Genomic DNA, 22,234 nt, shown 5'->3' on the forward strand with positions numbered 1-22,234 from the left:
AATGGCCAAGTTTCTCCACATTGCCGATATTCACCTGGGGTTTGACCGCTACGATACTCCAGAGCGCACTAAAGACTTCTTTCGCGCTCTGCAAACGGTGCTGGAACGCTACGCGATTGAGGAAGGGGTGGATTTTGTCGCGATCGCGGGCGATCTCTTCGAGCACCGCAACATCAAGCCCGCCACCCTCAACCAGGCCCAGGTTTGTCTTCAATCGCTGAAGGATGCCAACATTCCGGTAGTGGCCATTGAGGGCAACCACGACAACCGTCCCTACGGCACCCGCACCAGCTGGCTCAAGTACCTCTCCGAGTGGGATTTGCTCAAGCTGCTAGAGCCTAACGATGGGGCGAGTGCTGAACATCGACTTACCCCGTGGGACGAGAGCACCCGTTCTGGCGGCTACATCGACCTGCCCTGCGGCGTACGAGTAATTGGCTCTAGCTGGTATGGGGCTACAGCCCCCCGCGCCATTGAGCTGCTGGCCGAGGCCATTCAAGACCTCCCTACCGGCCCCGACCACACTGTTTTGCTGTTTCACCATGGTTTAGAGGGGCAAATTTCTCGCTACGCCGGGGCGCTGCGCTACAGCGAACTGCTGCCCTTGAAGGAGGCTGGGGTAGACTACCTAGCCCTGGGTCACATCCATAAAAACTACACTGCTGAGGGTTGGGTGTTTAACCCCGGCTCGCTCGAGGCCAACAATGTGGACGAGAGCCGATTTCAGCGCGGAGCTTATTTGGTGGAGCTTTCTGCCAAGGGCGTTGACGCGCAGCTTAAGAGCGACTATTTTCAGCGGCCAATTGAGCGGGTCGAGGTGGTGGCTAAGGGCCAAGAGAGTTTGGATGAGCTGACTGAGTTGGCTATGGAGCGGGCGATCGCCGCTGCCACTAAGCACCAGAACGATATCCCGCCTATTGTGGAGCTAAAAATCACGGGTCAAGTGGGTTTTGACCGTCTCGAACTCGACACGCGCCGATTACAGGAGGCCATTAAAGCCTCCTGTGATGCGCTAGTAGTGCTGGTTAAGTACGACGTTGAAGATGTCGCCTACCAAACGCCCCTCAACGACGGCCAAAATCGAGTCGAAATTGAGCAATCCATCTTTGAGGATATGCTCACCGCCCACCGCGACTACAAAAGCCGAGCCCCTGAGCTGGCCCAAGGTCTCACCGACCTTAAAGATCGTCAGCTCTCTGGAGCCGATGAAATCGCGCTCTATGGGGTAGTCGAAACGTTGCTGGGGTTAGATGGCCCTGCACAATATTCCGAACTGCCAGAAGCAGCCTCGGATAGCTCAACCGATCTGTTGTCCACGTAGAGTATTTCAGCAAAAAAACATCCTTCCTGGGGACTCGAACTCGGCCCATTAGTTTGGTCGCGGCGAGATCCCGAACAAGTATTTAGCTGCAACACTCTTAGCCGGTTTACATAAACCAGACGGTTAAAAAGTGGCGCTGCTGCCAGATCATGGCTACGCCGCTGATCGCCACAAAGGCAAAAACTAGCTGTCTAAACTGCTGGGCCGACATTTTGGCTAACACTATCTTACCTAGCCAGTTGGCCGGTATGGCACCCAACCCAATTACCAGGCCGTAGGCTAAATACTCAGAACTCAGGCTGCCAAAGGCGGCATAGGCGGTCAGCTTAACCAGGTGCAGCACCGCCTTGTTGAAGGCTTTGGTGGCCACCATGGCTTCTTTTTCTAGCCCGTAGTTGAGATACAGCGGGTTCATGACTGGGCCAGTGCTGCCAATCAACCCAGACCCAATAGCATTGACGAAGGCCAGCGGCAAAAAATACCAGGCTTCAACCGCAAACTGCGCATCGTGCGGTGCCAAAAGGTAGTTGGCCACCATAATTAGCAGCCCCATACCGAGCAACAGCTGCAAGCCTTCTACATGAATTTGGGTCAGGCCATAGCAGCCGATCAACGCCCCCACGGTGGCTCCCGGTATGTACCAGGCCGTGACCCGCCAGTCCACATAATGCCAAAAGGAAATTCCCCGCTGGGTATTACCAATCAGCAGCCCCGTGGTAATGACCGGGGCTACTGCCGAGGCTCCTAGCAGCAGCGAAATCATGGGGATGAGAATGAATGGGCTACCGCCCCCGGCCAGCATGCTGAGAAACCAGGCCAGAAAACTCGCAATAAACAGGCTGAGAGCAATCATGGGGCAGGGGCACCGCTGGCAATGACTTTTAGTCTAGATTGCAGCTATAGCCTTCCGCCAGAGTTGGAGCTTCCTAATTGTCTTGGGTTGGTGTTTTTCTCCCTAGGCATATCCCAACTAAAAAACATCTCCAAGAACGCGAACTCGGCCCGTTGGGCCGGGCGCGGTGAGATCCAAAATGATTATTGAGTTGGAACACGCCAAGACAAGTAGGAAGAAACAGAATGGGAATAGTTGGTTATGCTTGAACTTTTCTACCCTTGTCCTGGCGTATGGCCCAGCCCATAGACCCTAAAACCCCTGCTCCAAAACCTGAGCGTTCCCCAACTCCATCGGTAGAGAGCGTTTATCAACGGGCAGTGGCGGCTTTTAAAGGCCAAAAGTACCCCCAGGCCCTGGACTTGTTTAAGCGCTTGGAACAACTGCCACCGAGTTCGCCTTATCACCTCAAAGCTCTGATGGGTCAGGTGCGAGTGCATCAACGGCTCAATCAGGTTGACCAGGCCCGTATCAGTTGCCAAGCCTTGCTGAAGAGCACCTCGCCCCAGGCCCAAGAGTGGGCCCACCAGGTGCTCCGCCAGATCCCCGAGGTGGCCGAGGCAAAATCTTCTCCAACGGAGGCACCTACCTCGGCCTTACCTGGAGCAGACCTAAGCGGCTTTATGCCGTTGGCAAGCACTGCTCAGTCTTCCCAGCCATCTGGCGCTTCAGCCCCCAATCCTGCTGTTTCCTCCAGCTCCACCTCGTTTCCAACCCAAAGAGAAGCGACTAGGTCAAGTGGGGAAACGAAGAAGCAAGCCGCCGCGAAGGAACCGGAGGAGACGTACCAATCGCTGTTTCACTTTCAGCAGCTCAACCAGCAGCCGGGCAGAGGGGAAACCGACGATGACCTCACCACAGCTACCACCGTCGAGCCAGCCCCTCCCGATGTTAGCCCACGCCCAGCCGCTGCACCCAGCGCTCGACTGCGCCCCCAGGTTTCTTTACCTCAGCGACCACTGGGGCTGTGGCTAGGACAGGGCTTTACGGCGATCGCCCTGCTCTGGCTGATTAACTGGGTCATCCATTTTGCCCTCAGAACAGGGGACAGCGCCCTGCGACGAATCCGGTGGCCGGTACAGCTCAGTTTGCCGGGGGCTAACCAGACCTACACGCCGTGGGTAGTCGGTGGGCTGATACTGCTAGCCCTGGCCAGCCCGTGGCTGATGGATTTTGCCCTGGCGCGTTGCTACGGCCAAAAGCCCCTATCAACGCGCCAGCTTCAGGAGTTCAGTCCGGGAGCCCTGCGCCTGTTGCGCCAGGTATGCCGCCAGCGAGGTTGGCAGCTACCCGAGCTGCGGGTTATACCCGACCCGGTACCTCTGTGCTTTAGCTATGGCTGGCTGGCCCGTAACAGCCGCATCGTCGTCAGCCAGGGAAGTTTAGACCAGCACTCCGATGAAGTCCTGACGGCGCTGTATGGGCATGAACTCGCTCGCATGGTAAACGGCAGCGGATCAGTTCTCTCAGCGGTAGGATTACTGCTGCTGTTGCTCCATACGGGCTATCACCGCCTGGCCCAGGTTGGGGAGCGGTTAACTCAGTCCCTAGGACGCAATAGCTTAGGGCTCCTGTCCAGCGGGCTCTATGGCCTGTTTTGGTTGCTGCGGCAGTCTGTGCTGTGGCTGTCGCGGCTGTGCTGTAGCTGGGGCGATCGCCGCGCCATTGCCCTCACCCAGCACCCCGACCACCTGGCCGAGGGATTGCTGCGGTTTACCGAGGCGATCGCCGCCGACCTTCAACAGCGAGGTACCCTCCATCCCCTGCACACCAGTCTGGAAGTTTTAATGCCCGTCAGCGGTCGCCAGGCGATTACCCCAGGCAGTCTGCTGACGAGGGCCAGCAGCAATAGCCCAAGCCCCGAGGAGAAAAGCCCCCAGGATAGCATCGCTGATCGCGCCACCACTGTCGCCACTTTGGTAGCCGTAGACAGCCTAAACCCCTACCGGCATTGGCTGCGCGTCAGCGCCTCCCATCCATCCCTAGGGGAGCGCTTAGTCGAGCTAGACCGGCAGGCAAGCCTGCGACAACAGCCCACCTCAGTCGCGCGATCGCTAGAATCGCCGCCGCCCAGCCGTCTTTCGCCATCCCTGCTGCTGCTCCAAAAAGGCCCCCTGGCGGGGCTGCTGCTGGGCGGCGGCATTGCTATGGGGCTGTGGTTTGTCGGCGGCATCGTCAATCGACTGGGCTGGCAATGGCTGAGCTGGCTCTACCAAGATCCCAGCGTTCTGATGGGAGGCCTGTGGCTGGGTTTAGGCCTAGGTCTCCTCCTGCGGATCAATACGCTATTTCCCGACTTGGGGAGCCCAACGGCTATCGGGCCAACCAGCGCCGCTGCCCCAGACACTATTTCAGATCTACTGCACCACAATTCGACGCTACCGGTTCAGGGCAAGCCGGTAACTTTACAGGGCCGTCTATCGGGTCGCGCCGACTTGGGAAATTGGGGGTGCCAAGACCTATATCTCGACGATGGATCGGGTCTAGTAAAGCTGACTAACCCTGTCCCTCTGGGCAGCCTTCAGGGGCTATTTCAGCCTCGCCACCACCCCCGGCACTGGATTGGCCAAACCGCCACGGTTACCGGTTGGAGTCGCTACGGCGGTGGCATGCTATGGGTCGACATTCACCAGGTGCAGATCGATTCTCGCCGTAGCTTCCCGGCCTATGGCCCGATCTGGGCAACTCTTTTGAGTATCTCCATCAGCCTAGTAGGGATTTTCACCATTCTCAGAGGGGGCTAGTCAATGAAGTTATGTTGCAACAAAAGCGCTTCGATGTTACATTAATTTACAGAAACACATGCCTGGGTTCTCTGGCCAGCCGTTTAAGGCTGACTTTAGGGATTGTTAGGTAATGGGTTCTCCTACTCTCAACACAGCAAATGAACCAGCCCTCGTCGGCTGGTTTTTATTTAGGAATCGATTTTGGTTCGTGGCGTTGCCAGTTGCTGGTCTTCTAACGTGTTACCTTGATAGAAGATTCTACGACGGCATGGAGCGCAGGTATTTTGCCACCTAGGGTATCTAGTTCATGACTCTATGAATGCTAGGTCTTTCCTTAGGAAGATGATTAAGACGGATAGCTTCTGAGAAACTTGAAAGGTGGATAGATCGTTTCTTTCTGTAGCTTTTAGAGGCATCCACCTACTGCTTGAGGTTTTAGAGTGAGCCCCATTGGGAAATAAGGCCCAGAAGCAGTTGCACACAGTAGAAATTTGTTAAGCTGCCAAAGGATTTAGATTTGACACTTTAATGCTACTTCACTGGGTTTTTGGGGGCAAAATCTGCGATCCTAGTGGAGTTGGTTGCGCAAATAGGGTTGTCAAAGGCGACGGTTAGCTTGTTATTCAAACTTTTTTGACAAGGTTATCGGTCTAAATTTTTGCCCTTTGTTTTAGAACACCAGAGGTATCTCAAATGTCAATTCGCCTTTACGTTGGTAACCTGTCTAAGGATCTAGAGCGGCAGGAGTTTGAAAACGTTTTTGCTGAATTCACCGATGACCTAGTTTCTATCAAGCTGATTGCCGACAAAAAAACCGGTAAATGTCGAGGATTTGGCTTTGTAACCGTGAAAACCGACGAAAAAGCCGATGAAATCGTCGAGAAACTGAACGGCCAAATGCTGGTGGAGATGCCTATCAAAATTGAGAAGGCGCTACCTCGCACCAAGCCTGAAGGTGAAGGAGAAGCGCGTCCGACCGGCGGCGAGCCCAGCAGCGCCAAGCGCTCGGGCAAGGGAAGCGCTCGTAAGTCATCTACTCCGGCGGCGGCTGCCAGTTCCTCGGTACAGCCCGATCCGCGCTGGGCCGGTGAGCTAGAAAAGCTGAAGCAGATGCTAGCGGCTCAAACCACTTCCAGCTAGGCTATACAGAAACGTTAGCTTCTAGAATTTTCTAAGGCCACAGAGGCGATCGCCTCTGTGGCCTTTTTGGTTGGCTAGGTTAAATGCTCAGGGTCAACATGAGTTTGTCTGGGTTTCGGCTACCTGTTTAAGGCGGCGCAGTTGGGAGGCCATGTCTCGCTGAGTCCAGTCGGCGGCAAACCAGTTGAACCCAGCCTGTACGAGCGGATTGGGAATCTCAAACTCAAACCGGTTCAGTAGCCGGGTGCCAGCGGGCTCAGGGGTACATTCCCAGCGATCGCAGCCGTCAAAAAATCCTTCAAACGCCCACACGATCAGCCCTGGCCCGCGCTCAACCACCGTGCTTACCAGCGCGGGCTGCCACAGCGGCACCTGAATGACAAATCGGCTCTTGGCTCCCAGATCGGTGCTCCAGTCACCGATGGGGTCACAGCGCAGGGCCGGGTTGAGCCAGCGGTGCATGAGGTCTTGGCGGGTTAAACACTGCTCTACCTGGCTGGCGCTAGCGTCGATAGAAATGCTGTGTTCAAAGACTTGACGGGTAGACATCTTGGCGGTCTCCTGAGAGAATCAGCCCGGGTGAAGGTACCAAAATCCTCAAAAACTTGTATTTTGGGGAAATTTCTATCGTACCTGCTCTGAGCGGTCTCGTTTCTAAGCTGAAGCGGTGATTCATGGGATGACATGATCTGGCTATCAGTTTATTTGCCTGTAGTTAACGGCCAACAGTCGAGATCGCGCAACGGCCCCCTGCACGATGCTCTTTCAGCACGCTCTCAACTACAAGGATCATGATAGATTTTCTCTCCTTAACGCTGCTTCAGGTCACAGAGCCTGGAGCAGAACCTGTCAACCCTGGGTCATTGCCTAGCCCGGTAGAATCTCCCAGTCGCTTTGTGCAAGAGGCCTCTGCGGAGCTGGGGCGGTTTTTACCCAGCTTAATCTGGGCGATCGCGCTGTTGCTGCTGGGCTGGCTCCTAGCCACGGTAGCGGCTCTGGTGGTTCGCAATCTACTGCGGCGCACGAACCTAGATAACAGAATCGCCAACTGGGCGATGGGGCGACCGACGGATCAGCCCATCGCCATTGAGAAATGGATTTCTACCCTGGTGTACTGGGTAATTTTTCTGTTCGCCATTGTGGCCTCGCTCAATGCCCTCAACCTGGCGGGGGTATCAACTCCGCTCAACAATTTTCTCGACCAAATCTTTCTATATCTGCCCCGCATTGGCGGTGCGCTGCTGCTGCTGGGGCTTGCCTGGCTGGCCGCAACTCTGGTGCGATCGCTCGTTGTCAACGGCCTAGGCCGCTTTAACCTAGACGATCGCCTGGCCCAGCAGGCGGGCCTAGAGCAGGGCAGCTCGCCGGTCGTGCTGAATGAAACCATCGGCAACGTGCTGTACTGGTTCATTTTGCTGCTGTTTATTCCGCTGATTTTAAGCGCCCTACAACTGCCCGGGCTGCTGGCCCCGGTAGAAGGGCTAATTAATTCCTTCCTTCAGGCCATTCCCCGCATTGTCACCGCCGGGATTGTGCTGGCGATTGGCTGGGTGATTGCTCGGATTGTGCGCGGGGTAGTCACCAATTTGCTGTTGGCCACTGGAATCGATCAGCTGGGTCGCCGCATAGGGCTGCAGACCGGCACGACGGGGGGCATTTCCCTCGCTAACCTGGCCGGCACCCTCGCCTACGTGCTGGTACTCATTCCGGCGGTGGTAGCCGCCCTCAACGAACTCAATATCGACGCCATTTCGACCCCCGCCATTCTCATGCTAGAGCGGGTGCTGACGGCCATTCCCCAGGTGCTGATGGCCGGGGTGGTGATCGCCGCCGCCTACGTAGTAGGGCGATTTGTGGCCGACCTGGTCACTAGCGTGCTGCGGGGCGCTGGCTTTGACAACATCATGGGCATTTTGGGGCTACCCGAGTTAAACCTGGGTACAGGGGCTACGGTACAGCCAGGACTCGATGCCGAAGGCCGCCCGATGGCTACGGTACAGACCCCCAACCGCACCCCCTCAGAGATCGTCGGCATTGTCACGCTGGTGGCGATCGTGCTGTTTGGGGCCGTGACCGCCACCGAAATTCTCAATTTTGCCGGTTTGACGGAGATTGTACGGGCTATTCTGCGCATTGGGGCGCGGGTGCTCAGCGGCGTGGTGGTGTTTGCGGTGGGCCTCTACCTGGCCAACCTGGCCTTTCGCCTGGTTAACGCCATGGGTACCGGGCAGGCTAGGGTGCTGGCCCAGGCCGCCCGCATCGCCATTTTGATCTTTGTGGGCGCTATGGCTCTCCAGCAGATGGGGGTAGCCCCCGACATCGTCAACCTGGCCTTTGGCCTGCTGCTGGGGGCGATTGCCGTGGCGATCGCCATCGCCTTTGGCCTGGGTGGGCGCGATGTCGCCGCCGCCGAGCTGCGAGAATGGCTGACGGCCTTTAAGCAGCGCCAATAGCCACAGCCATTGATTAGCTAAATAACCATCTGGGGCCGGGGGGTTTTCCCTCCGGCCTTTTGTCGCGCTAGTATTGTTAACTTAGCCTTAACAAACCTGCCTTTAGTTCAGGCGTGCTCTTCTGCCACAGACAGCTACGACTGGCCCAAGACACGGGCTGAGCAAGAGGGACTTGATGGCCAGAACAGCAGAACACTGGATTGGGTACCCAGGAGTTGTTTTCGCGGGAATCTTGACACTATGGCCATCGTAGAGCGTCGCAGTGGTAAACCAGCGGCAAATCTCAGCGACCCTCAGTTCTACATTAGCCGCGAGCTGAGCTGGGTAGAATTTAACCGGCGGGTGCTCCACGAGGCCTTAGACGAGCGCACCCCACTGTTAGAAGCGCTGAAATTTTTGGCGATTTTTAGCACCAACCTGGACGAATATTTTATGGTGCGGGTGGCCGCTCTCAAGCGGCAGATCGAGGCTCAGGTTACCCAGCGATCGCCGGATGGGCGATCGCCCCAAGAGCATCTCGATGCCGTCAGTGCCGCTTTGCGTCCCATTGTCGAGCAGCAGCACCTGGCCTTTAGCACTGAACTCAGGCAACAGATGGCCGACCAGGGCATTTGGCTGCTCGACTATGACAATCTGACCACAGCCCAGAAGGTCTACTGCCACGACTACTTTGAAGACCAAATCTTCCCGGTGTTAACGCCCCTAGCGGTCGATCCGGGCCATCCTTTCCCATACATTTCGAACCTCAGCCTAAATCTGGCGGTCGTGGTGCAAGACCCCCGCACCCAGCAGTCCCACTTTGCCCGAGTCAAAGTGCCGCGGGTACTGCCCCGATTTGTTCCCTTACCAGCACCGCAGGCAAGAGCGCGAAAAACCAGCACCTGTCGCTGGATTGGGGTTCCCCTTGAACAGGTGATTGCCGCCAACGTTTCCGCCTTGTTTCCGGGCATGGCGGTGCAAGAGCACTACAGCTTTCGCATCACTCGCAACGCCGATCTAGCCGTCGAAGAAGACGAAGCCGACGATCTGATGCTGGCCATTGAGCAAGAGTTGCGCAAGCGCCGCCGGGGCGGTTCAGCCGTGCGCATAGAAATTCAGCGGACTACCCCAGGCCCGGTGCGAGCCATGCTGATGGAAGAACTGGGCCTGGCCCAGACCGATGTATACGACATCGATGGACTGTTGGGGTTAGGGGACTTAATGACGTTTATGGCTCTGCCCTTGCCTGACCTCAAAGCCCCAAGCTGGACAGCCACCGTACCACCCGATCTTAACCGCCTCAGTCCCCCAGGGGTAGATGAAGACGACCCCTGGGGGACTGAGGCGGCCGAAGATCTGTTTTCACTATTGCGGCAACAGGATCAGCTGGTGCACCATCCGTACCACTCGTTCTCAGCGACGGTACAGCGATTCATTACCCAGGCGGCCCACGACCCCCAGGTGCTGGCGATTAAAATGACGCTTTACCGCACCTCCGGCGATTCTCCAATCATCAATTCTCTGATTTCTGCGGCTGAAAACGGTAAGCAGGTAACCGTTTTAGTTGAGATCAAGGCGCGTTTCGACGAAGAAAATAATATTAACTGGGCCCGCAAGCTAGAGCAGTCTGGGGTGCATGTCGTCTACGGCTTAGTGGGGCTCAAAACCCACTGCAAGGTGACCCTGGTGGTGCGTCGCGAAGGTCAGCAGATTCGCCGCTACTACCATATCGGCACGGGCAACTACAATTCTAAAACCGCTCGGGTCTACACCGACCTCGGCTTGCTCAGCGCTCGAGATGACGTGGGTGCTGACATCTCCGATCTGTTCAACTACCTCACCGGTTATTCGCGCCAGCAGATCTATCGACATCTACTTGTGGCCCCGATTAACCTGCGTTACCAGTTGGTAAGCCTGATCGAGCATGAAATAGCCTGCCACAAAAAGGATAAGAGTGGTCGAATTATCCTCAAGATGAATTCTCTGGTTGACTCCGAGCTGATTGCGCTGCTCTATCGGGCTTCCCAGGCGGGGGTGGTAATCGATTTAATTGTGCGGGGAATCTGCTGCCTGCGACCGGGGGTGCCGGGGGTAAGTGAAACCATTCGCGTCATCAGCATCGTAGGGCAGTTTCTGGAGCACTCGCGCATTCTGTACTTTCAGCAGGGCGGGCAGGAGGCGGTACTGCTGGGCAGCGCCGACTGGATGCCGCGCAACCTCGATCGCCGGGTGGAAGTCATGGTGCCCATTGCCGATCCAGCGCTACGGGAAGACCTGAAGACCATTCTTGATTTGTGCCTGGCAGACAACCGCCAGGCTTGGGATATGGCCGCTGACGGCAGCTATCGCCAGCGGCACCCGGCGACGGACAAAGAGAGCCACAGTGTCCAAGCCTGGCTGATGGCAAAGGCCCAAGGGCTTTAGCGGGATGGATGACTCCAGCGGAACATTAGCACCCCTAACCCTGACAGCAGCGTTAGCCCCAGCAGACCGGCTAAGGGGTTGCCGTCTAGGCCCGTCACCCAGGCGGGAACTACCCCTGTGGGCTGAAGTAAGTTACCCACCTCCAGCAGGTAGTAGCCCCACACCAGCCCGGCGTGGAGACCCACCGGATGACCCAACCCGGTTTTGTCGGTTCCTATAGGTATACGGCGAGCCCAACCGAGCACCAACCCCAGCAATAACAGCCCTGCAAACTGGGGCAGCAGGGCCAAAATGGCGTCGAGGGGCTTGATGAAATGGGCGATCGCAAAAATCAGGCTAGTTCCCCCCAGAGCTACGGCGGGCGACCAACCCTGCCCTAGCTCCCGCAGCAGCCAGCCTCGAAACAGCACTTCTTCCGACCAGCCGACCGCCGTAGCCGCTAAAGCCCCAACTAGAGCCGTTTGCAGCAGACTAAATCCTCGCTCACCGCTGGGATCAAGCTGCGCCCAGCCCAAACTCAACTGCACTACAGCGAGTACGGCCAAGCTCACGGCACCAATCAGGGCACCCGTGGCCATCCCCTGCCCTAGCGCTCGGTGGCCAGCAAACCCGACCTTGGCCCAGGGGCGAGTTTCAGCCCGCACCGCCCGCTCCCAGCGGGGCAGCACCAGCAAAAATACGACGTACAGCAGCGCCGTTGGGAATAGATCGCCCCCCGGCAGCAAGCCGCGCCTGGCCAATCTGTACAGCGGCAGCGCAAAGGGTGTCCAGAGCACAACCACGATTAATAAAAAAATTGCCACTCGCACCAGTGGTGAATACTGGGCCAGCTTGGCCCAGGGGAGCTTAACCCCAGGGAAGTTATTCATCTGGCTCGATGGTGCTGGTCAGCCCTAGATTGCACAGCCCCTCGCTGTAAAACTCAGCATGTTCGAGGGCGCAGGTAATCACCAGGGCCACCCCAGCGGTGTGGGCCTGCATCATAATGTCAACCGCCTGGGGCATCGTTAGACTGGGCACCACCTTCAGCAGCGACTCCACCACGTACTCCATCGAGTTGACGGGGTCGTTGTGGAGCAACACCCGGTAGCGGGGGGCAGGCTTGCGAACGGTGGATGTCGTAGTCCGCTCGATGGTTTCAACTGACACAGCAATACCTCTTTGCGAAGCTCCAGGGCATGCAGTGTTTCAAGAGCACCTCTGCCCGGGCCAATCTTCTCATCATAAAACTTCACGATGGTTTTGGCATAACCCCAAGGCTGGCTCTGAGAATCTCAACCGCTGATCTTATAGCCTAAAGTCTGCAGCCCTTTCAACTCCATATCAACGCCCCCGGAGCATCGGCCTAAGGGGATACGCCAATCGGCCCAAGCCTGGCCTATCCGAATTTTGGCTTCAGCCGCTGGCTCCGCGCAGTGGCTACCATAGGAAACGAACTAGCGATCGCTAGAGCAAGAGCATATCGGGCACCGTTGTCTCCCTGTTTTACTGTCTATGACCTCTCTGGTTGCAGGCCAAATCGTCTTTTTAGAGTGTCGCCAAACCCGACTTTATGCCGAAGTGATTCAGGTGCTAGAGCCCCGTTCCGTGGGCTGGATTCGCCCCCTAGCAATGGTCAGCGAAACCCAAACCATCGCCTTAGGCACCGAGCTCGACTCCGCAGCCCTAGCGAGCAACAAGGCAACGGTGCCCGACATGCTCTGGCCCCTCGATCAGCTTCAGCCGGCCTTAGATACTGAGGTCATTCCGCTGCTCGCCACCCTCTCGGCTAAAGCCGGTGATTTGGGCACCACGCCACCGTTGGCAAACGACGTCAACCCACTCACCGTTGGCGAGTTTGTGCGCTGGCTCTGGGCCGATCGCCAACTGCAGCCCTGAGCCGTCTCACGCCCGGGGGCTCCGCAACGATCCGGACGAATTTCATAAAGCTTTTATAAAGACGACGGGGCCACTCCGGGGAAATCCCTGAGGTGGCCTGACAATGCAGGCATCAAGGCTTTACGGGAATGGCGCCGGGAGTTTCCTCCCCTGCTCAGCTAGCCCAATACCGTCTGCTGTAGCGAACCGCCGTAGGATAGCCCGCTTGGAACCAGTCGGATGCGCCCTTCGTCCATTTCGTACATAAGGAGTTCTAAGGCTTCAGAGTCACCAATGGGCAAATACCCGAGCCGAGACAGTTCAGCGTTAATGCCCTGTTCAATGTCAGGGGTCAGCAGCCCGCTGTGGAGTGCTTTTTCTACCAGTCGACGAATGGAAAATGTGGGGGCCATGAACCATTACCTGAATGCGCTTTGACTACTGCCCATTGTCGGGTTTAACGGCCCCCTAGGGCGTGATGACACCCCGAAAAAGGTGTGAACTCTACCACAGTAATTCGTGATCCAAATCACAAAATGATTCAAGCGTTGGGGATATGTTCGGTAGATTCACGGAAGCGTTGAATGAACCAGGTCTGAATCTATATCAAGATACGACCAACCGTGCCCCCAAATGTAGTCAAGGTGAGGGGATTCCGATTACCTTCAGGGTATAGCCACTGGCTTTAATAGTTCTTAACATTATCCATAATTTTTTGGAGTGTACCGATTATGCAGACTGTGACTAAGGAAATGGCTATTTTTCAAGCACAGGGCTCTCTCAACGCCTCTAATGCCCACGATTTCCACTCGTCTTTGGTACAAAAAATTCAGTCTGATCTGGCCGATGGCCTGTTCGTAGACATGAGCCAGGTTGAGTCTCTCGACAGCGCTGGGCTGATCTCCCTGGTGTCGGCACTCAAGCAGGCGCGTCAGCTGCAAAAGCGTCTCTGCCTCTGCTCTGTGCCCCCTGCCATTCGAATTGTGTTTGAGCTTACCCAGCTCGATCGCGCCTTTGAGATGGTGGATGAGCTGCCCGCCGCCGCCTAGCCCTGGGCTCGACCGAGCCCGCCAACTGCCCGCTATAGTATGGTGGTCAGGCTGGTGATTGTTTGGGGCGACTAGGTTGTGTCTGTATTAGTTAATACATTGGTCAATGCCGGGATTTCCCGGCCGGGTCGCTATTTAGGTAACGAACTCGGTGCTGTTCATAAGCCCTGGTCTGAGGCGGCAGTTCGCTGGGTGCTAACCTACCCCGAGGTTTACGAGGTTGGAGCCTCTAACCTAGGCCACATCATTCTCTACAGCATTTTAAATGCCCAGCCCCGGCAGCTTTGCGATCGCGCCTACCTACCGGCCCCAGATCTAGCTGCCAAACTCAAGGCTACCCAGACGCCGCTGTTTGCGGTGGAGTCGCAGCGATCGCTGACCGACTTTGACATTCTTGGCTTTAGCCTCAGCTACGAGCTCGGGGCCACCAATATTCTCGAAATGCTCTCCCTGGCGGGCATTCCGCTCACCTGGCAGGAACGCGCCCAGGTCCAAGCCTTTGCCCCCGAGGCAGGCTCCTGGCCATTGATTTTTGCGGGGGGGCAAACCGCCACCTCGAACCCCGAGCCCTACGCCGACTTCTTTGACTTTGTGGCCCTGGGGGACGGCGAAGAGCTGCTGCCCGAAATTGCCTTGGTGATGGAAGAGGGCAAGGCCGCTGGCCTCAGCCGCGAGGCCCTGCTGCTCGATCTGGCCCAGGTGCCGGGGGTCTATGTGCCCCGGTTTTACGACATGGCCGAGGATGGCTCGGTGCATGCCAACCGGCTTGATGTGCCTGCCCGGGTGCTGCGGCGGGTGGCCACCCCCATTCCCGCCTACGCCATGGGCCTGGTGCCCTACGTGGAAACCGTTCACGATCGCCTGACGGTGGAAATTCGGCGGGGCTGCACCCGGGGCTGCCGGTTCTGCCAGCCCGGTATGCTGACTCGCCCCGCCCGAGATGTGGAGCCCGAAGCGGTGGTCGATGCCATTGAGACCGGCATGCGCAAGACCGGCTACAACGAGTTTTCGCTGCTGTCGCTGAGCTGCTCTGACTACCTGGCCCTGCCCGCAGTAGGGGTCGAGGTCAAGAACCGCCTCAAGGACGAAAACATTTCGCTGTCGCTGCCCAGTCAGCGGGTTGATCGCTTTGACGAAAACATCGCCAATATTATCGGCGGTACTCGCCTCACCGGGCTCACCTTTGCCCCCGAGGCAGGTACCCAGCGCATGCGCGACATCATCAACAAAGGGCTGACCAACGAAGAGCTGCTGCGCGGCATTAAGACCGCCCATGAGCAGGGCTGGGGCCGGGTCAAGCTCTACTTCATGATCGGCCTGCCCGGCGAAACCGATACCGATGTGCTGGGCATTGCTGAGACCGTGCGCTGGCTGCGCCAGGCCTGCACCCAGCCGGGACGGCGGCCGATGGCGTTTAACATCACCATCTCTAACTTCACCCCCAAACCCCACACCCCTTTTCAGTGGCACTCGGTCTCGACGGAGGAGTTTCGGCGCAAGCAGCGGCTGCTGCGGGAGGAGTTTCGCGCCCTGCGCTGGGCCAAGGTCAACTTTACCGACGTGCGCATTTCGGCGATGGAGGACTTTGTGGGCCGGGGCGATCGTCGCCTGTCCGCCGTCGTGCGCCGCGCCTGGGAGTTGGGAGCCGGCATGGACAGCTGGTGGGAGAACTTAGAGAATGCCTTCAACGCCTGGACCCAGGCCATTGACGAGGCCGATCTGACCTGGAAATACCGCAAGGTCGATCAGGGCGAGTGGAACGTGATGGACACTGATGTGACCGACCCCGAGGGCGATTCCCCTGCGTGGACAATTCGTGAACGTGCTCGCCTCGATGCCCCCCTTCCCTGGGATCACCTCGATACCGGCATCGACAAAGCCTGGCTCAAGGACGACCTGCTCCGCGCCCTAGAGGCCGCCACCGTGCCGGACTGCTCCTTTGAGGGCTGTAGCCACTGCGGCGTCTGCGGCCCCGACTTTGGCCACAACGTAGTCGTGCCGCCGCCGCCGATTCCTGCCTTCTTAGGCCACAGCCAGCCCAGCTCTGAGCGAGTTCAGCGTCTGCGGGTCACCCTGGGCAAGCTCGGGTCAATGGCACTGCTTGGCCACCTAGATATGGTGCGCCTGTTCGATCGCGCCCTGCGGCGAGCCGGACTGCCCATCGCCTTTACCGGCGGCTTCCATCCGGGGCCGCGCCTGTCGCCCGCCAACGCGCTACCGCTGGGGGCCACCAGCAGCGGCGAAGTGGTAGATTTTGAGCTGACTGAGGCGATCGCCCCCGCGGACTTTCTCCAACAGCTCGCGGTCCAGCTGCCGCCCGAGATTCCGCTCTACGACATTGTTGAGGTGCCCCTAGACCAGCCCTCGGCGACTAAGCTCCTCGACCAGGCCGAATACTACCTGCACGTGAGCTTAGAAGACATTGACGCAGCATCTCCAACCTGGGAGACCTGGATTGAAGGTGTTCTGGCCCTCGATGAAGTGCTGTGGGAAAAGAAAACTAAGTCTGGGAAGACGCAGCTGATCAACCTGCGAGAGCGCCTGCACGAGCTGACGATGGTTAGCCCAGACCACCCCTTACCCGTGGGTCTGGAGTATCCTAAAGATAGCCCTGGAGTCTGGCTCAGAGCCGTGGGTAATTGCCGCAACGACGGGAACCTACTGCGCCCAGAGCACGTCGTCTCTATGGTAGAGAAGGTCGCTAACCAGCCACTAGCGCTTCAGCACGTGCATCGCAGCCGACTCATATTTCTTTAGAAAAACCCTGAGGGGACACCACCATGGACGGAGCACCAGGCCATTCACCACAGGTATCCGTGAAGGGGAAAAATTGGGACTCTGAGGCCCAGGTCAAGTCGAAGGTGTTTCGGCGGCTCTGGTTGGCGATCGCTGGGGCGGGTCTGCTGATGGTCGGGGGTGCCAGCCGTTCTCAGGCGCAGTCGTCTGAGGCCTGCGCCGTGCAGGGAGGAGAGGAGGTAGCCATCCTCGATGCGGCCTGCTGCCCCGACGAGCTGCTCACCGCCTACTGGCCCGGGCGATCGCCCCAGCTCAACCAAACGTTTTGTCAGCTGCTGGTGTTTCCCACTGCCACCTTGGGCAACGGCGACGACTTTACCGATCGCATCGTCGATGGCTCCCTGTCTAGCGATAGCCGCCAGGCCTCGGCTGACACCATGACCACGCCCAGCCTGTGGTGGAACCGCGACTCGCTGACATCGCATTTAGGCGGGCGTCGCCTGGTAGAGTCTTGGATTTCTTACCAAATTGAAGATTCGGGCACGACTGTGGTCGATGTGATGGTTAACCCCCAAATGTGGTCGGTGTTGACCTATAACGAGCGCTACGCGGTGCTCAACCAGTTCGGCACCGCCACTCGAGACTTTGGGTATAACCTGCGCTTCTTTCAAGGCAATCCTCGCAATGCTCGAATGGTGGGGCTTTACGCCTGCAATTTTGTCGATCAGCCGGGCCTGCCCCTGGGCGCTGAGGATGACGTGTATGCCTGCTCGGCCAACCTTGACGCAGGGTTAATTGTGCAGCTTCAGCGCAATCTGCTGGCGGAGGGAGAGCGCCGTTACCAATCCACTGCCCAGGTTGTAGCGCCTGCTGAGAGACCTTAGGCCATTGTCAAATCATCCCCATCCCAATCCCAGGATAGAGGCGGCGAAACCGCCCACCGCTGGCCTCGCCCCCTTGTCCTAGGCGCGCAAGCTTTGCCACAGACGACCATAGCGGGCTTCGGCCTCGGTGCTGAGGGGGAGTAGAAACTCGCTCTGATCGGCGATCGCTGGCGTGAGCACAATCCCCGGCGGCGTTTGCAGCGGCTCGGGCCACTGCGGCGGCGTGCCGCCCCAGAGCAGCGGCGAGGGGGTCTGGCCAAAGATAGCGAGCTGGGTCGCGAAGTCATCGCCTAGGCAAAAATCGAGCCAGTCGAGGGCGGCGGGCGCAGGAGCAGGCGCTGGCTTGGGCCTCACCCACAGTTGAGCGCTGAGGAGCGTACCCTCGGGGGGCACCGCCACTGCCAACTGGCGATACTGGCGCAGCAGCGGCAGCACGTCGTCTGACCAGCCCACCACAGCCGTCGCGTCGCCAACAATCAAACTTTCTAGGTAGTGGTTAGAGTCGTAGGTGCGCACCTGCTGATGCAGATCGGCCATAAAGGTATCAAGACCCGCTACGGCCGCTGGGTCTGCGCCATTGGCCGAAGATCCTAACGCCTTTTGGGCTAGCCCTAGCACCAGGCGAGGATGGTCGGGCAGCACCACGCGCCGCGCCAGCTCGGGCCGCAGCAAATCGGCCCAGGTCTGGAGCTGAGCAGCACTCTTGGGCAGCCGAGTGGGATCGTAGAGCAGCACCAGGTGACTCCAGCGATAGGGCACGGCCCAGATGCTGCCCTCGGGGCTAGGGATGCCGCTGCGATCGCGGCGCACCAGCTCTGGCCATACCGGATTCAGCGCGGCCCAGCGCGAGAGCGTCGCCACCTCAATCGGCTGCACCAGCTCCTGGCGAATGGCGGGAGCCAGCCAGTAGTCAGCCAAACTCACCCAGTCGGCGATTGGCGCGGCTCCCTGCGCCTGAGCATGCCAGTCTTGCAGCAGACTATACAGCTCCAGCAGCGAATCTTGCGGTGTCACCGCCACGCTGCTGCCCCGCTCGGGCAACTGCTGAAACGCATCGAGCAGCTGAGCAGGCACCGAGTTGACTACCATGGCCAGCCGCAGATTGGCAGAGCTAGACCGCTGGCACCCGGCCAGCAGGGTAGCCAGGGTGACCCCGCTGGCCCCGGCCAAAAAGCTGCGACGATTCATGAGCATTTGGCCCCCGTGCCCCCTTATCGGGGGAGAATACTGAATCTAAACCATAGCGCTTTAGTCTACGCCCATGAAAGCCGTCCGCGATATTGTCAGCGTCTCAATCACCGTTATTTTGGTGTCGTTTATTGGTCTCAGCCTGGCCCGGCTGGTGTACTTTTTTCTCCATAGCCAGCAGATTATTTAGAGCAACTCTGTGACCCCTAATCCACCCCATCCGCTGAATGAGCCCCCGACACTAAAGGACATTGAGGCCGCACGCGATCGCATCGCTCCCTACATCAGGCACACGCCCCTGGTACCTGCGATCGCCCTCAAAGACGCCATCCCTGGCTGCCCCCACCTGTGGCTCAAGCTCGACTGCTTGCAGGTGACGGGTTCCTTTAAGGTCAGAGGGGCGGTGAATACTTTGAAAAGCCTTTCGCAAGACGAGTTACAGCGGGGCATCATCACCGCCTCGGGGGGCAACCACGGGTTGGCGGTGGCCTACGCTGGCTGGCTCGCCCAGGTGCCCGCCACCATTTACCTGGGCAGCAACGTGCCTCCGGCAAAGGCTGAGAAGCTGCGGCAGTGGGGGGCAGAGGTGGTGTTTGAAGGCCACGACTGGGACGATGCCAACCGGGCCGCCATGGCCGTGGCCGAAAGCCATGGGCTCACCTACATCCACCCCTTTAACGACCCGCGAGTGATGGCCGGGCAGGGCACCCTGGCTCTAGAGATCTTGGCCGACCTGCCCCAGGTGGATACACTGCTGGTTGCCATCGGCGGCGGCGGCTTAATGAGCGGGGTCAGCCTAGCGGCTAAGGCACTCAAGCCCAATATTCGCATTGTGGGTATTGAGCCGGTGGGAGCACCCACGCTCAAAGCCAGCGTGGCAGCGGGCAAAATTCTGGAGCTAGAGGCCACCCCCACCCTGGCCAATACTCTGGCTCCCCGCAAGACAGAGCCCTTGAATTTTGAGATTATTCGCCACCATGTCGATCAATTTGTGCTGGTAAGCGACGAGGAGATGGCCGAGGCCTGCCGCTGGCTGTGGTTTGAACTGGGGGTAGCGGCGGAGCTGAGCGGGGGAGCGGCGATCGCGGCCCTGATGACCCACCAATATCAACCGCAGCCCAGCGAAGTGGTCTGCGCGTTAATCTGTGGCACCGGGACAGCAGGACTTTAGACTAGGCCGCGACGGGGTCAAGGGTGGACGAGATGCGCATTGCCAGCTCGGTCAGATGGTCGCTATCGGTGCAAAATTGCTCAGCGGCGGCGCGTTGCTCTCCAGCACTAACCAAATATTCCACCAGCAGGTTAAACAGCATGGCTTCGGCCAGCTCGCGCTGGTCTGCCCAGCCCCGCTGCTGGTAGTGCAGATATTCTTGGCAGCGCAGAGCTAGATCGTGATAGGTGGCATCGCTGGTTAACAACTGAAGGCTGCTGACAATCATGGCGACCTCAGAACGCAGGTTAGCCACAGTCTAACGAAACGCTCCTAATGAAATGGCCGTCGGGCTAACCGATCGCTCTGAACACGACCGACAGATTGTTGGCAGGCATGGCGATGGTTTCGACCAGCGCCAGCTCGTGGACTTTGGCGGCGGCCACCACCGCATCTAAATCGCGCACGCCCCACTCGGGGTTTTGGGCCTGCAAGCTGGCGTCGAAGGCGGCGTTGCTGGGGGCAGTGTGCTGCCCGTTCTGTTGGTAAGGCCCGTAGAGATACAAAATGCCGCCGGTTGGCAAGATGCGCCCCGCCGCCGCCAGCAACCCCAGGCAGGCCGCCCAGGGAGAAATGTGAATCATGTTGACGTTGACCAGGGCGGTGATCGGGTGCTGCTGCAAGTCGAGTGGTGAGAGCAAATCGCTGAAGTTTTCAGATTCGACTGGCCACAGGGGGGCAGCGGCATCTAGCGCAATGGGCGCGTGCAGGTTTTCGGCAGGAGCGGCCTCTCGCCAGGCGGCGATGCTGGCTCGGGCACCGGGGTCGAGGTCTGAGGGCAACCACTGCCGGGGCGCGAGGTGGGGCGCAAAGAATACGGCGTGCTCTCCGGTGCCGCTCGACACTTCGAGCACGGTGCCGGTGGGGGGCAGCACTCGCTGGAGCACCGCTAAGATCGGCTGGCGGTTGCGCTCGGTGGCGGGGGCATAGCGACGGGCATCGGGCGAGGGGGGCATGGCAAGGGGTGGGGCGAGGGGCGATCGCTTAACGTCTAATGGGGCGCAAGCTTTGCCTATGCTACCGGGATATTGTGTCGCTCAAATACCTGTTCTCCCCTTTGAGGCTACTGGGATAGGTCTTCGCCCATGGCCAGAGGTTTTTGGCGGGAGGATGGCTTGCGCTTTGAGCTTTTGGTATAGCCAATGGCCTGAATTTCGTCGCTGTTTGGCCCAAACTGGCCGAGTATGGACTGCTTCATGGCCAAGATGGCGTTGTGAAAGTCCCACTCGGCCTGGCGGGCATGGTCGCGGCTGGCTTTTAATGTCGCTTCCATCAAAGCTTCGTCTTGCTGGCTCTGCTCCATGGCCTGGTAGGCCTGCTGCAAGGCTTGATGCGACGCTTCTGGCCGCATGGGTGCGTAGTTGGCGATCGCCCCCAAACTGTTGAGGGCTTGAATGTCTTGGGCAATGCGCTTGGGCGCGAGGCGACGGGTTGTATCGGTCATGGCGGCTGGGGTGGGTGGTGGGAATGGGGCAAAACGCACCCCGTTAACCCGGTGCTGTCTCGCCTAGATTCACAATGCCCAGTTGGTAGGGGCTTCGCCCAGGGGCAAACCGAGTTGTGGCGGCTGAGAATGGCTTTGGGAGCGATCGCAACGCTATTGCTGTGAGTGACAACGGCATTGTGAGCGGGAACAACGGCGTTGCAGAGGTTGGCAATTTCCTTGCGATAGGCGGCAACAGGATTGTGAGGCGATCGCGCTGGGTTTGCGATCGCAGCAACGCTGTTGCGAGGCCAAGCAATGGCTCTAGCCCTAGAGATGCCTCTACAGACGCCGCAGACTGGGTTAAAACAAAGCGGAACCCAACAGCCGTGAGACTGCCGGATTCCGCTGGTGCTTAGTTCAACCTACAGCGCAAGCGCTAGAGTCTTGTGACCCCTCGGCGGCGGGTCATGACGCTGATATATTCGCCGCTGCGACCGGTGGGGATGGGCTCTGACCAGGCAACTCTGTCGCAGTAGCCCAGCGAGACCAGGTGGTTGATGCCGTCAATGAGCACACCATGGTCGCCGAGCAAAATATGGCGCAGGGTTTCTTGCCGATAGGTCGGCAGAGCAAAGGTGTCGGGGCGGCTGCCCTCGGGAAGGTTGTCTAAAAACATTCGGTTGTCTCCGTTTTCGGTTAAGAAAACGAGGAACTATTCAGATCCCTCTATATTCAGCAAACCGAGAGACCGGATCTAGAATGATGCCAGTCGTCACTGCTTACCTGTACTAAGTTGGGACGATTAGGGGGCTTGAGGAGGTGCAACTCCCCAGGCCCCCGCCTGAAATCATTCCCCGCAGTCTTACCTTGCCAGAAGTACGCCATAAGTTCAACCGTATTGGCTGGTCGATATATCAAAGTTTTATGACGGCTCTGGTATGTGGATAGT

The 22,234-nt window shown here is 58.4% G+C and carries 20 protein-coding genes; 10 read left to right on the forward strand and 10 right to left on the reverse strand.

What is annotated here, in order from left to right; genetic code table 11:
* The first annotated feature begins 1 nt into the window (after position 1).
* Complete coding sequence (locus tag VB780_RS04340) at positions 2-1,321, forward strand: DNA repair exonuclease (protein WP_323349909.1); 1,320 nt, start codon at positions 2-4, stop codon at positions 1,319-1,321.
* A 106-nt stretch (positions 1,322-1,427) separates the two neighbouring features.
* Here the strand turns inward: VB780_RS04340 and VB780_RS04345 are convergent, their stop codons facing one another.
* Positions 1,428-2,174 carry a sulfite exporter TauE/SafE family protein gene (locus VB780_RS04345; RefSeq protein WP_323349910.1) on the reverse strand — a complete coding sequence of 249 codons (747 nt, stop codon included), beginning with the start codon at positions 2,172-2,174 and terminating at the stop codon, positions 1,428-1,430.
* A 359-nt stretch (positions 2,175-2,533) separates the two neighbouring features.
* Here VB780_RS04345 and VB780_RS04350 point away from each other — a divergent pair, with 359 nt between their 5' ends.
* Together VB780_RS04350 and VB780_RS04355 are read left to right on the forward strand one after the other, a co-directional pair.
* Entirely contained in the window at positions 2,534-4,957 is a 2,424-nt protein-coding gene (locus VB780_RS04350; protein WP_323349911.1) for a M48 family metalloprotease, read from the forward strand.
* 675 nt (positions 4,958-5,632) lie between these two features.
* The gene (locus VB780_RS04355) at positions 5,633-6,079 is read left to right on the forward strand and encodes an RNA-binding protein (RefSeq protein ID WP_323349912.1); all 447 of its coding nucleotides are present in this window, start codon (positions 5,633-5,635) and stop codon (positions 6,077-6,079) included.
* Positions 6,080-6,172: 93 nt separating this feature from the next.
* Here the strand turns inward: VB780_RS04355 and VB780_RS04360 are convergent, their stop codons facing one another.
* A complete protein-coding gene (locus VB780_RS04360; RefSeq protein ID WP_323349913.1) occupies positions 6,173-6,628 on the reverse strand; it encodes an SRPBCC family protein in 456 nt (151 codons plus the stop codon).
* 242 nt (positions 6,629-6,870) lie between these two features.
* Here VB780_RS04360 and VB780_RS04365 point away from each other — a divergent pair, with 242 nt between their 5' ends.
* On the forward strand, positions 6,871-8,532 hold the full coding sequence (locus tag VB780_RS04365; RefSeq protein WP_323349914.1) for a mechanosensitive ion channel: 1,662 nt from the start codon (positions 6,871-6,873) through the stop codon (positions 8,530-8,532).
* Between the two features lie 240 nt (positions 8,533-8,772).
* Positions 8,773-10,935, forward strand: coding sequence for a polyphosphate kinase 1 (ppk1, locus tag VB780_RS04370; RefSeq protein WP_323349915.1), 2,163 nt, complete (start codon positions 8,773-8,775; stop codon positions 10,933-10,935).
* Here ppk1 and VB780_RS04375 read toward each other — a convergent pair.
* The gene (locus VB780_RS04375; protein WP_323349916.1) at positions 10,932-11,804 is read right to left on the reverse strand and encodes a type II CAAX endopeptidase family protein; all 873 of its coding nucleotides are present in this window, start codon (positions 11,802-11,804) and stop codon (positions 10,932-10,934) included. The genes ppk1 and VB780_RS04375 overlap by 4 nt on opposite strands.
* Positions 11,797-12,084, reverse strand: coding sequence for an ATP-dependent Clp protease adapter ClpS (gene clpS, locus VB780_RS04380; RefSeq protein ID WP_323349917.1), 288 nt, complete (start codon positions 12,082-12,084; stop codon positions 11,797-11,799). The genes VB780_RS04375 and clpS overlap by 8 nt, the downstream gene beginning before the upstream one ends.
* A 345-nt stretch (positions 12,085-12,429) precedes the next feature.
* Here clpS and VB780_RS04385 point away from each other — a divergent pair, with 345 nt between their 5' ends.
* Positions 12,430-12,813 carry a hypothetical protein gene (locus VB780_RS04385; protein WP_323349918.1) on the forward strand — a complete coding sequence of 128 codons (384 nt, stop codon included), beginning with the start codon at positions 12,430-12,432 and terminating at the stop codon, positions 12,811-12,813.
* Between the two features lie 158 nt (positions 12,814-12,971).
* On the opposite strand, the gene VB780_RS04390 is transcribed toward VB780_RS04385, so the two are convergent.
* On the reverse strand, positions 12,972-13,205 hold the full coding sequence (locus VB780_RS04390; RefSeq protein WP_323349919.1) for a hypothetical protein: 234 nt from the start codon (positions 13,203-13,205) through the stop codon (positions 12,972-12,974).
* A gap of 318 nt (positions 13,206-13,523) precedes the next feature.
* On the opposite strand from VB780_RS04390, the gene VB780_RS04395 reads away from it, so the two are divergent.
* The 3 genes from VB780_RS04395 to VB780_RS04405 all read left to right on the forward strand — a co-directional run bounded on the left by VB780_RS04395 (position 13,524) and on the right by VB780_RS04405 (position 17,461).
* Positions 13,524-13,841 (forward strand): STAS domain-containing protein, encoded by a 318-nt coding sequence (locus VB780_RS04395; protein ID WP_323349920.1) that lies wholly within the window; start codon positions 13,524-13,526, stop codon positions 13,839-13,841.
* A gap of 78 nt (positions 13,842-13,919) precedes the next feature.
* Entirely contained in the window at positions 13,920-16,598 is a 2,679-nt protein-coding gene (locus VB780_RS04400) for a TIGR03960 family B12-binding radical SAM protein (protein ID WP_323349921.1), read from the forward strand.
* A gap of 59 nt (positions 16,599-16,657) precedes the next feature.
* Positions 16,658-17,461 (forward strand): hypothetical protein, encoded by an 804-nt coding sequence (locus VB780_RS04405; RefSeq protein WP_323349922.1) that lies wholly within the window; start codon positions 16,658-16,660, stop codon positions 17,459-17,461.
* A 78-nt stretch (positions 17,462-17,539) separates the two neighbouring features.
* Here VB780_RS04405 and VB780_RS04410 read toward each other — a convergent pair whose 3' ends face one another.
* Positions 17,540-18,655 (reverse strand): extracellular solute-binding protein, encoded by a 1,116-nt coding sequence (locus tag VB780_RS04410; RefSeq protein ID WP_323349923.1) that lies wholly within the window; start codon positions 18,653-18,655, stop codon positions 17,540-17,542.
* Positions 18,656-18,848: 193 nt separating this feature from the next.
* On the opposite strand from VB780_RS04410, the gene VB780_RS04415 reads away from it, so the two are divergent.
* A complete protein-coding gene (locus VB780_RS04415; protein ID WP_323349924.1) occupies positions 18,849-19,820 on the forward strand; it encodes a threonine/serine dehydratase in 972 nt (323 codons plus the stop codon).
* Position 19,821: 1 nt separating this feature from the next.
* Here the strand turns inward: VB780_RS04415 and VB780_RS04420 are convergent, their stop codons facing one another.
* The 4 genes from VB780_RS04420 to VB780_RS04435 form a co-directional block, all read right to left on the reverse strand.
* Positions 19,822-20,115: a hypothetical protein gene (locus VB780_RS04420; RefSeq protein WP_323349925.1), complete on the reverse strand. Its 294-nt coding sequence runs from the start codon at positions 20,113-20,115 to the stop codon at positions 19,822-19,824.
* 37 nt (positions 20,116-20,152) lie between these two features.
* Positions 20,153-20,815, reverse strand: a complete 663-nt coding sequence (locus VB780_RS04425) for a DUF938 domain-containing protein (RefSeq protein ID WP_323349926.1) — start codon at positions 20,813-20,815, stop codon at positions 20,153-20,155.
* 107 nt (positions 20,816-20,922) lie between these two features.
* Entirely contained in the window at positions 20,923-21,303 is a 381-nt protein-coding gene (locus VB780_RS04430; protein WP_323349927.1) for a hypothetical protein, read from the reverse strand.
* Between the two features lie 418 nt (positions 21,304-21,721).
* The gene (locus VB780_RS04435) at positions 21,722-21,961 is read right to left on the reverse strand and encodes a hypothetical protein (RefSeq protein ID WP_323349928.1); all 240 of its coding nucleotides are present in this window, start codon (positions 21,959-21,961) and stop codon (positions 21,722-21,724) included.
* Positions 21,962-22,234 lie beyond the last annotated feature (273 nt).

It is taken from the genome of Leptolyngbya sp. CCNP1308 (genome assembly GCF_034932455.1).
In the GTDB taxonomy this organism is placed as follows: Bacteria; Cyanobacteriota; Cyanobacteriia; order Phormidesmidales; family Phormidesmidaceae; genus Nodosilinea.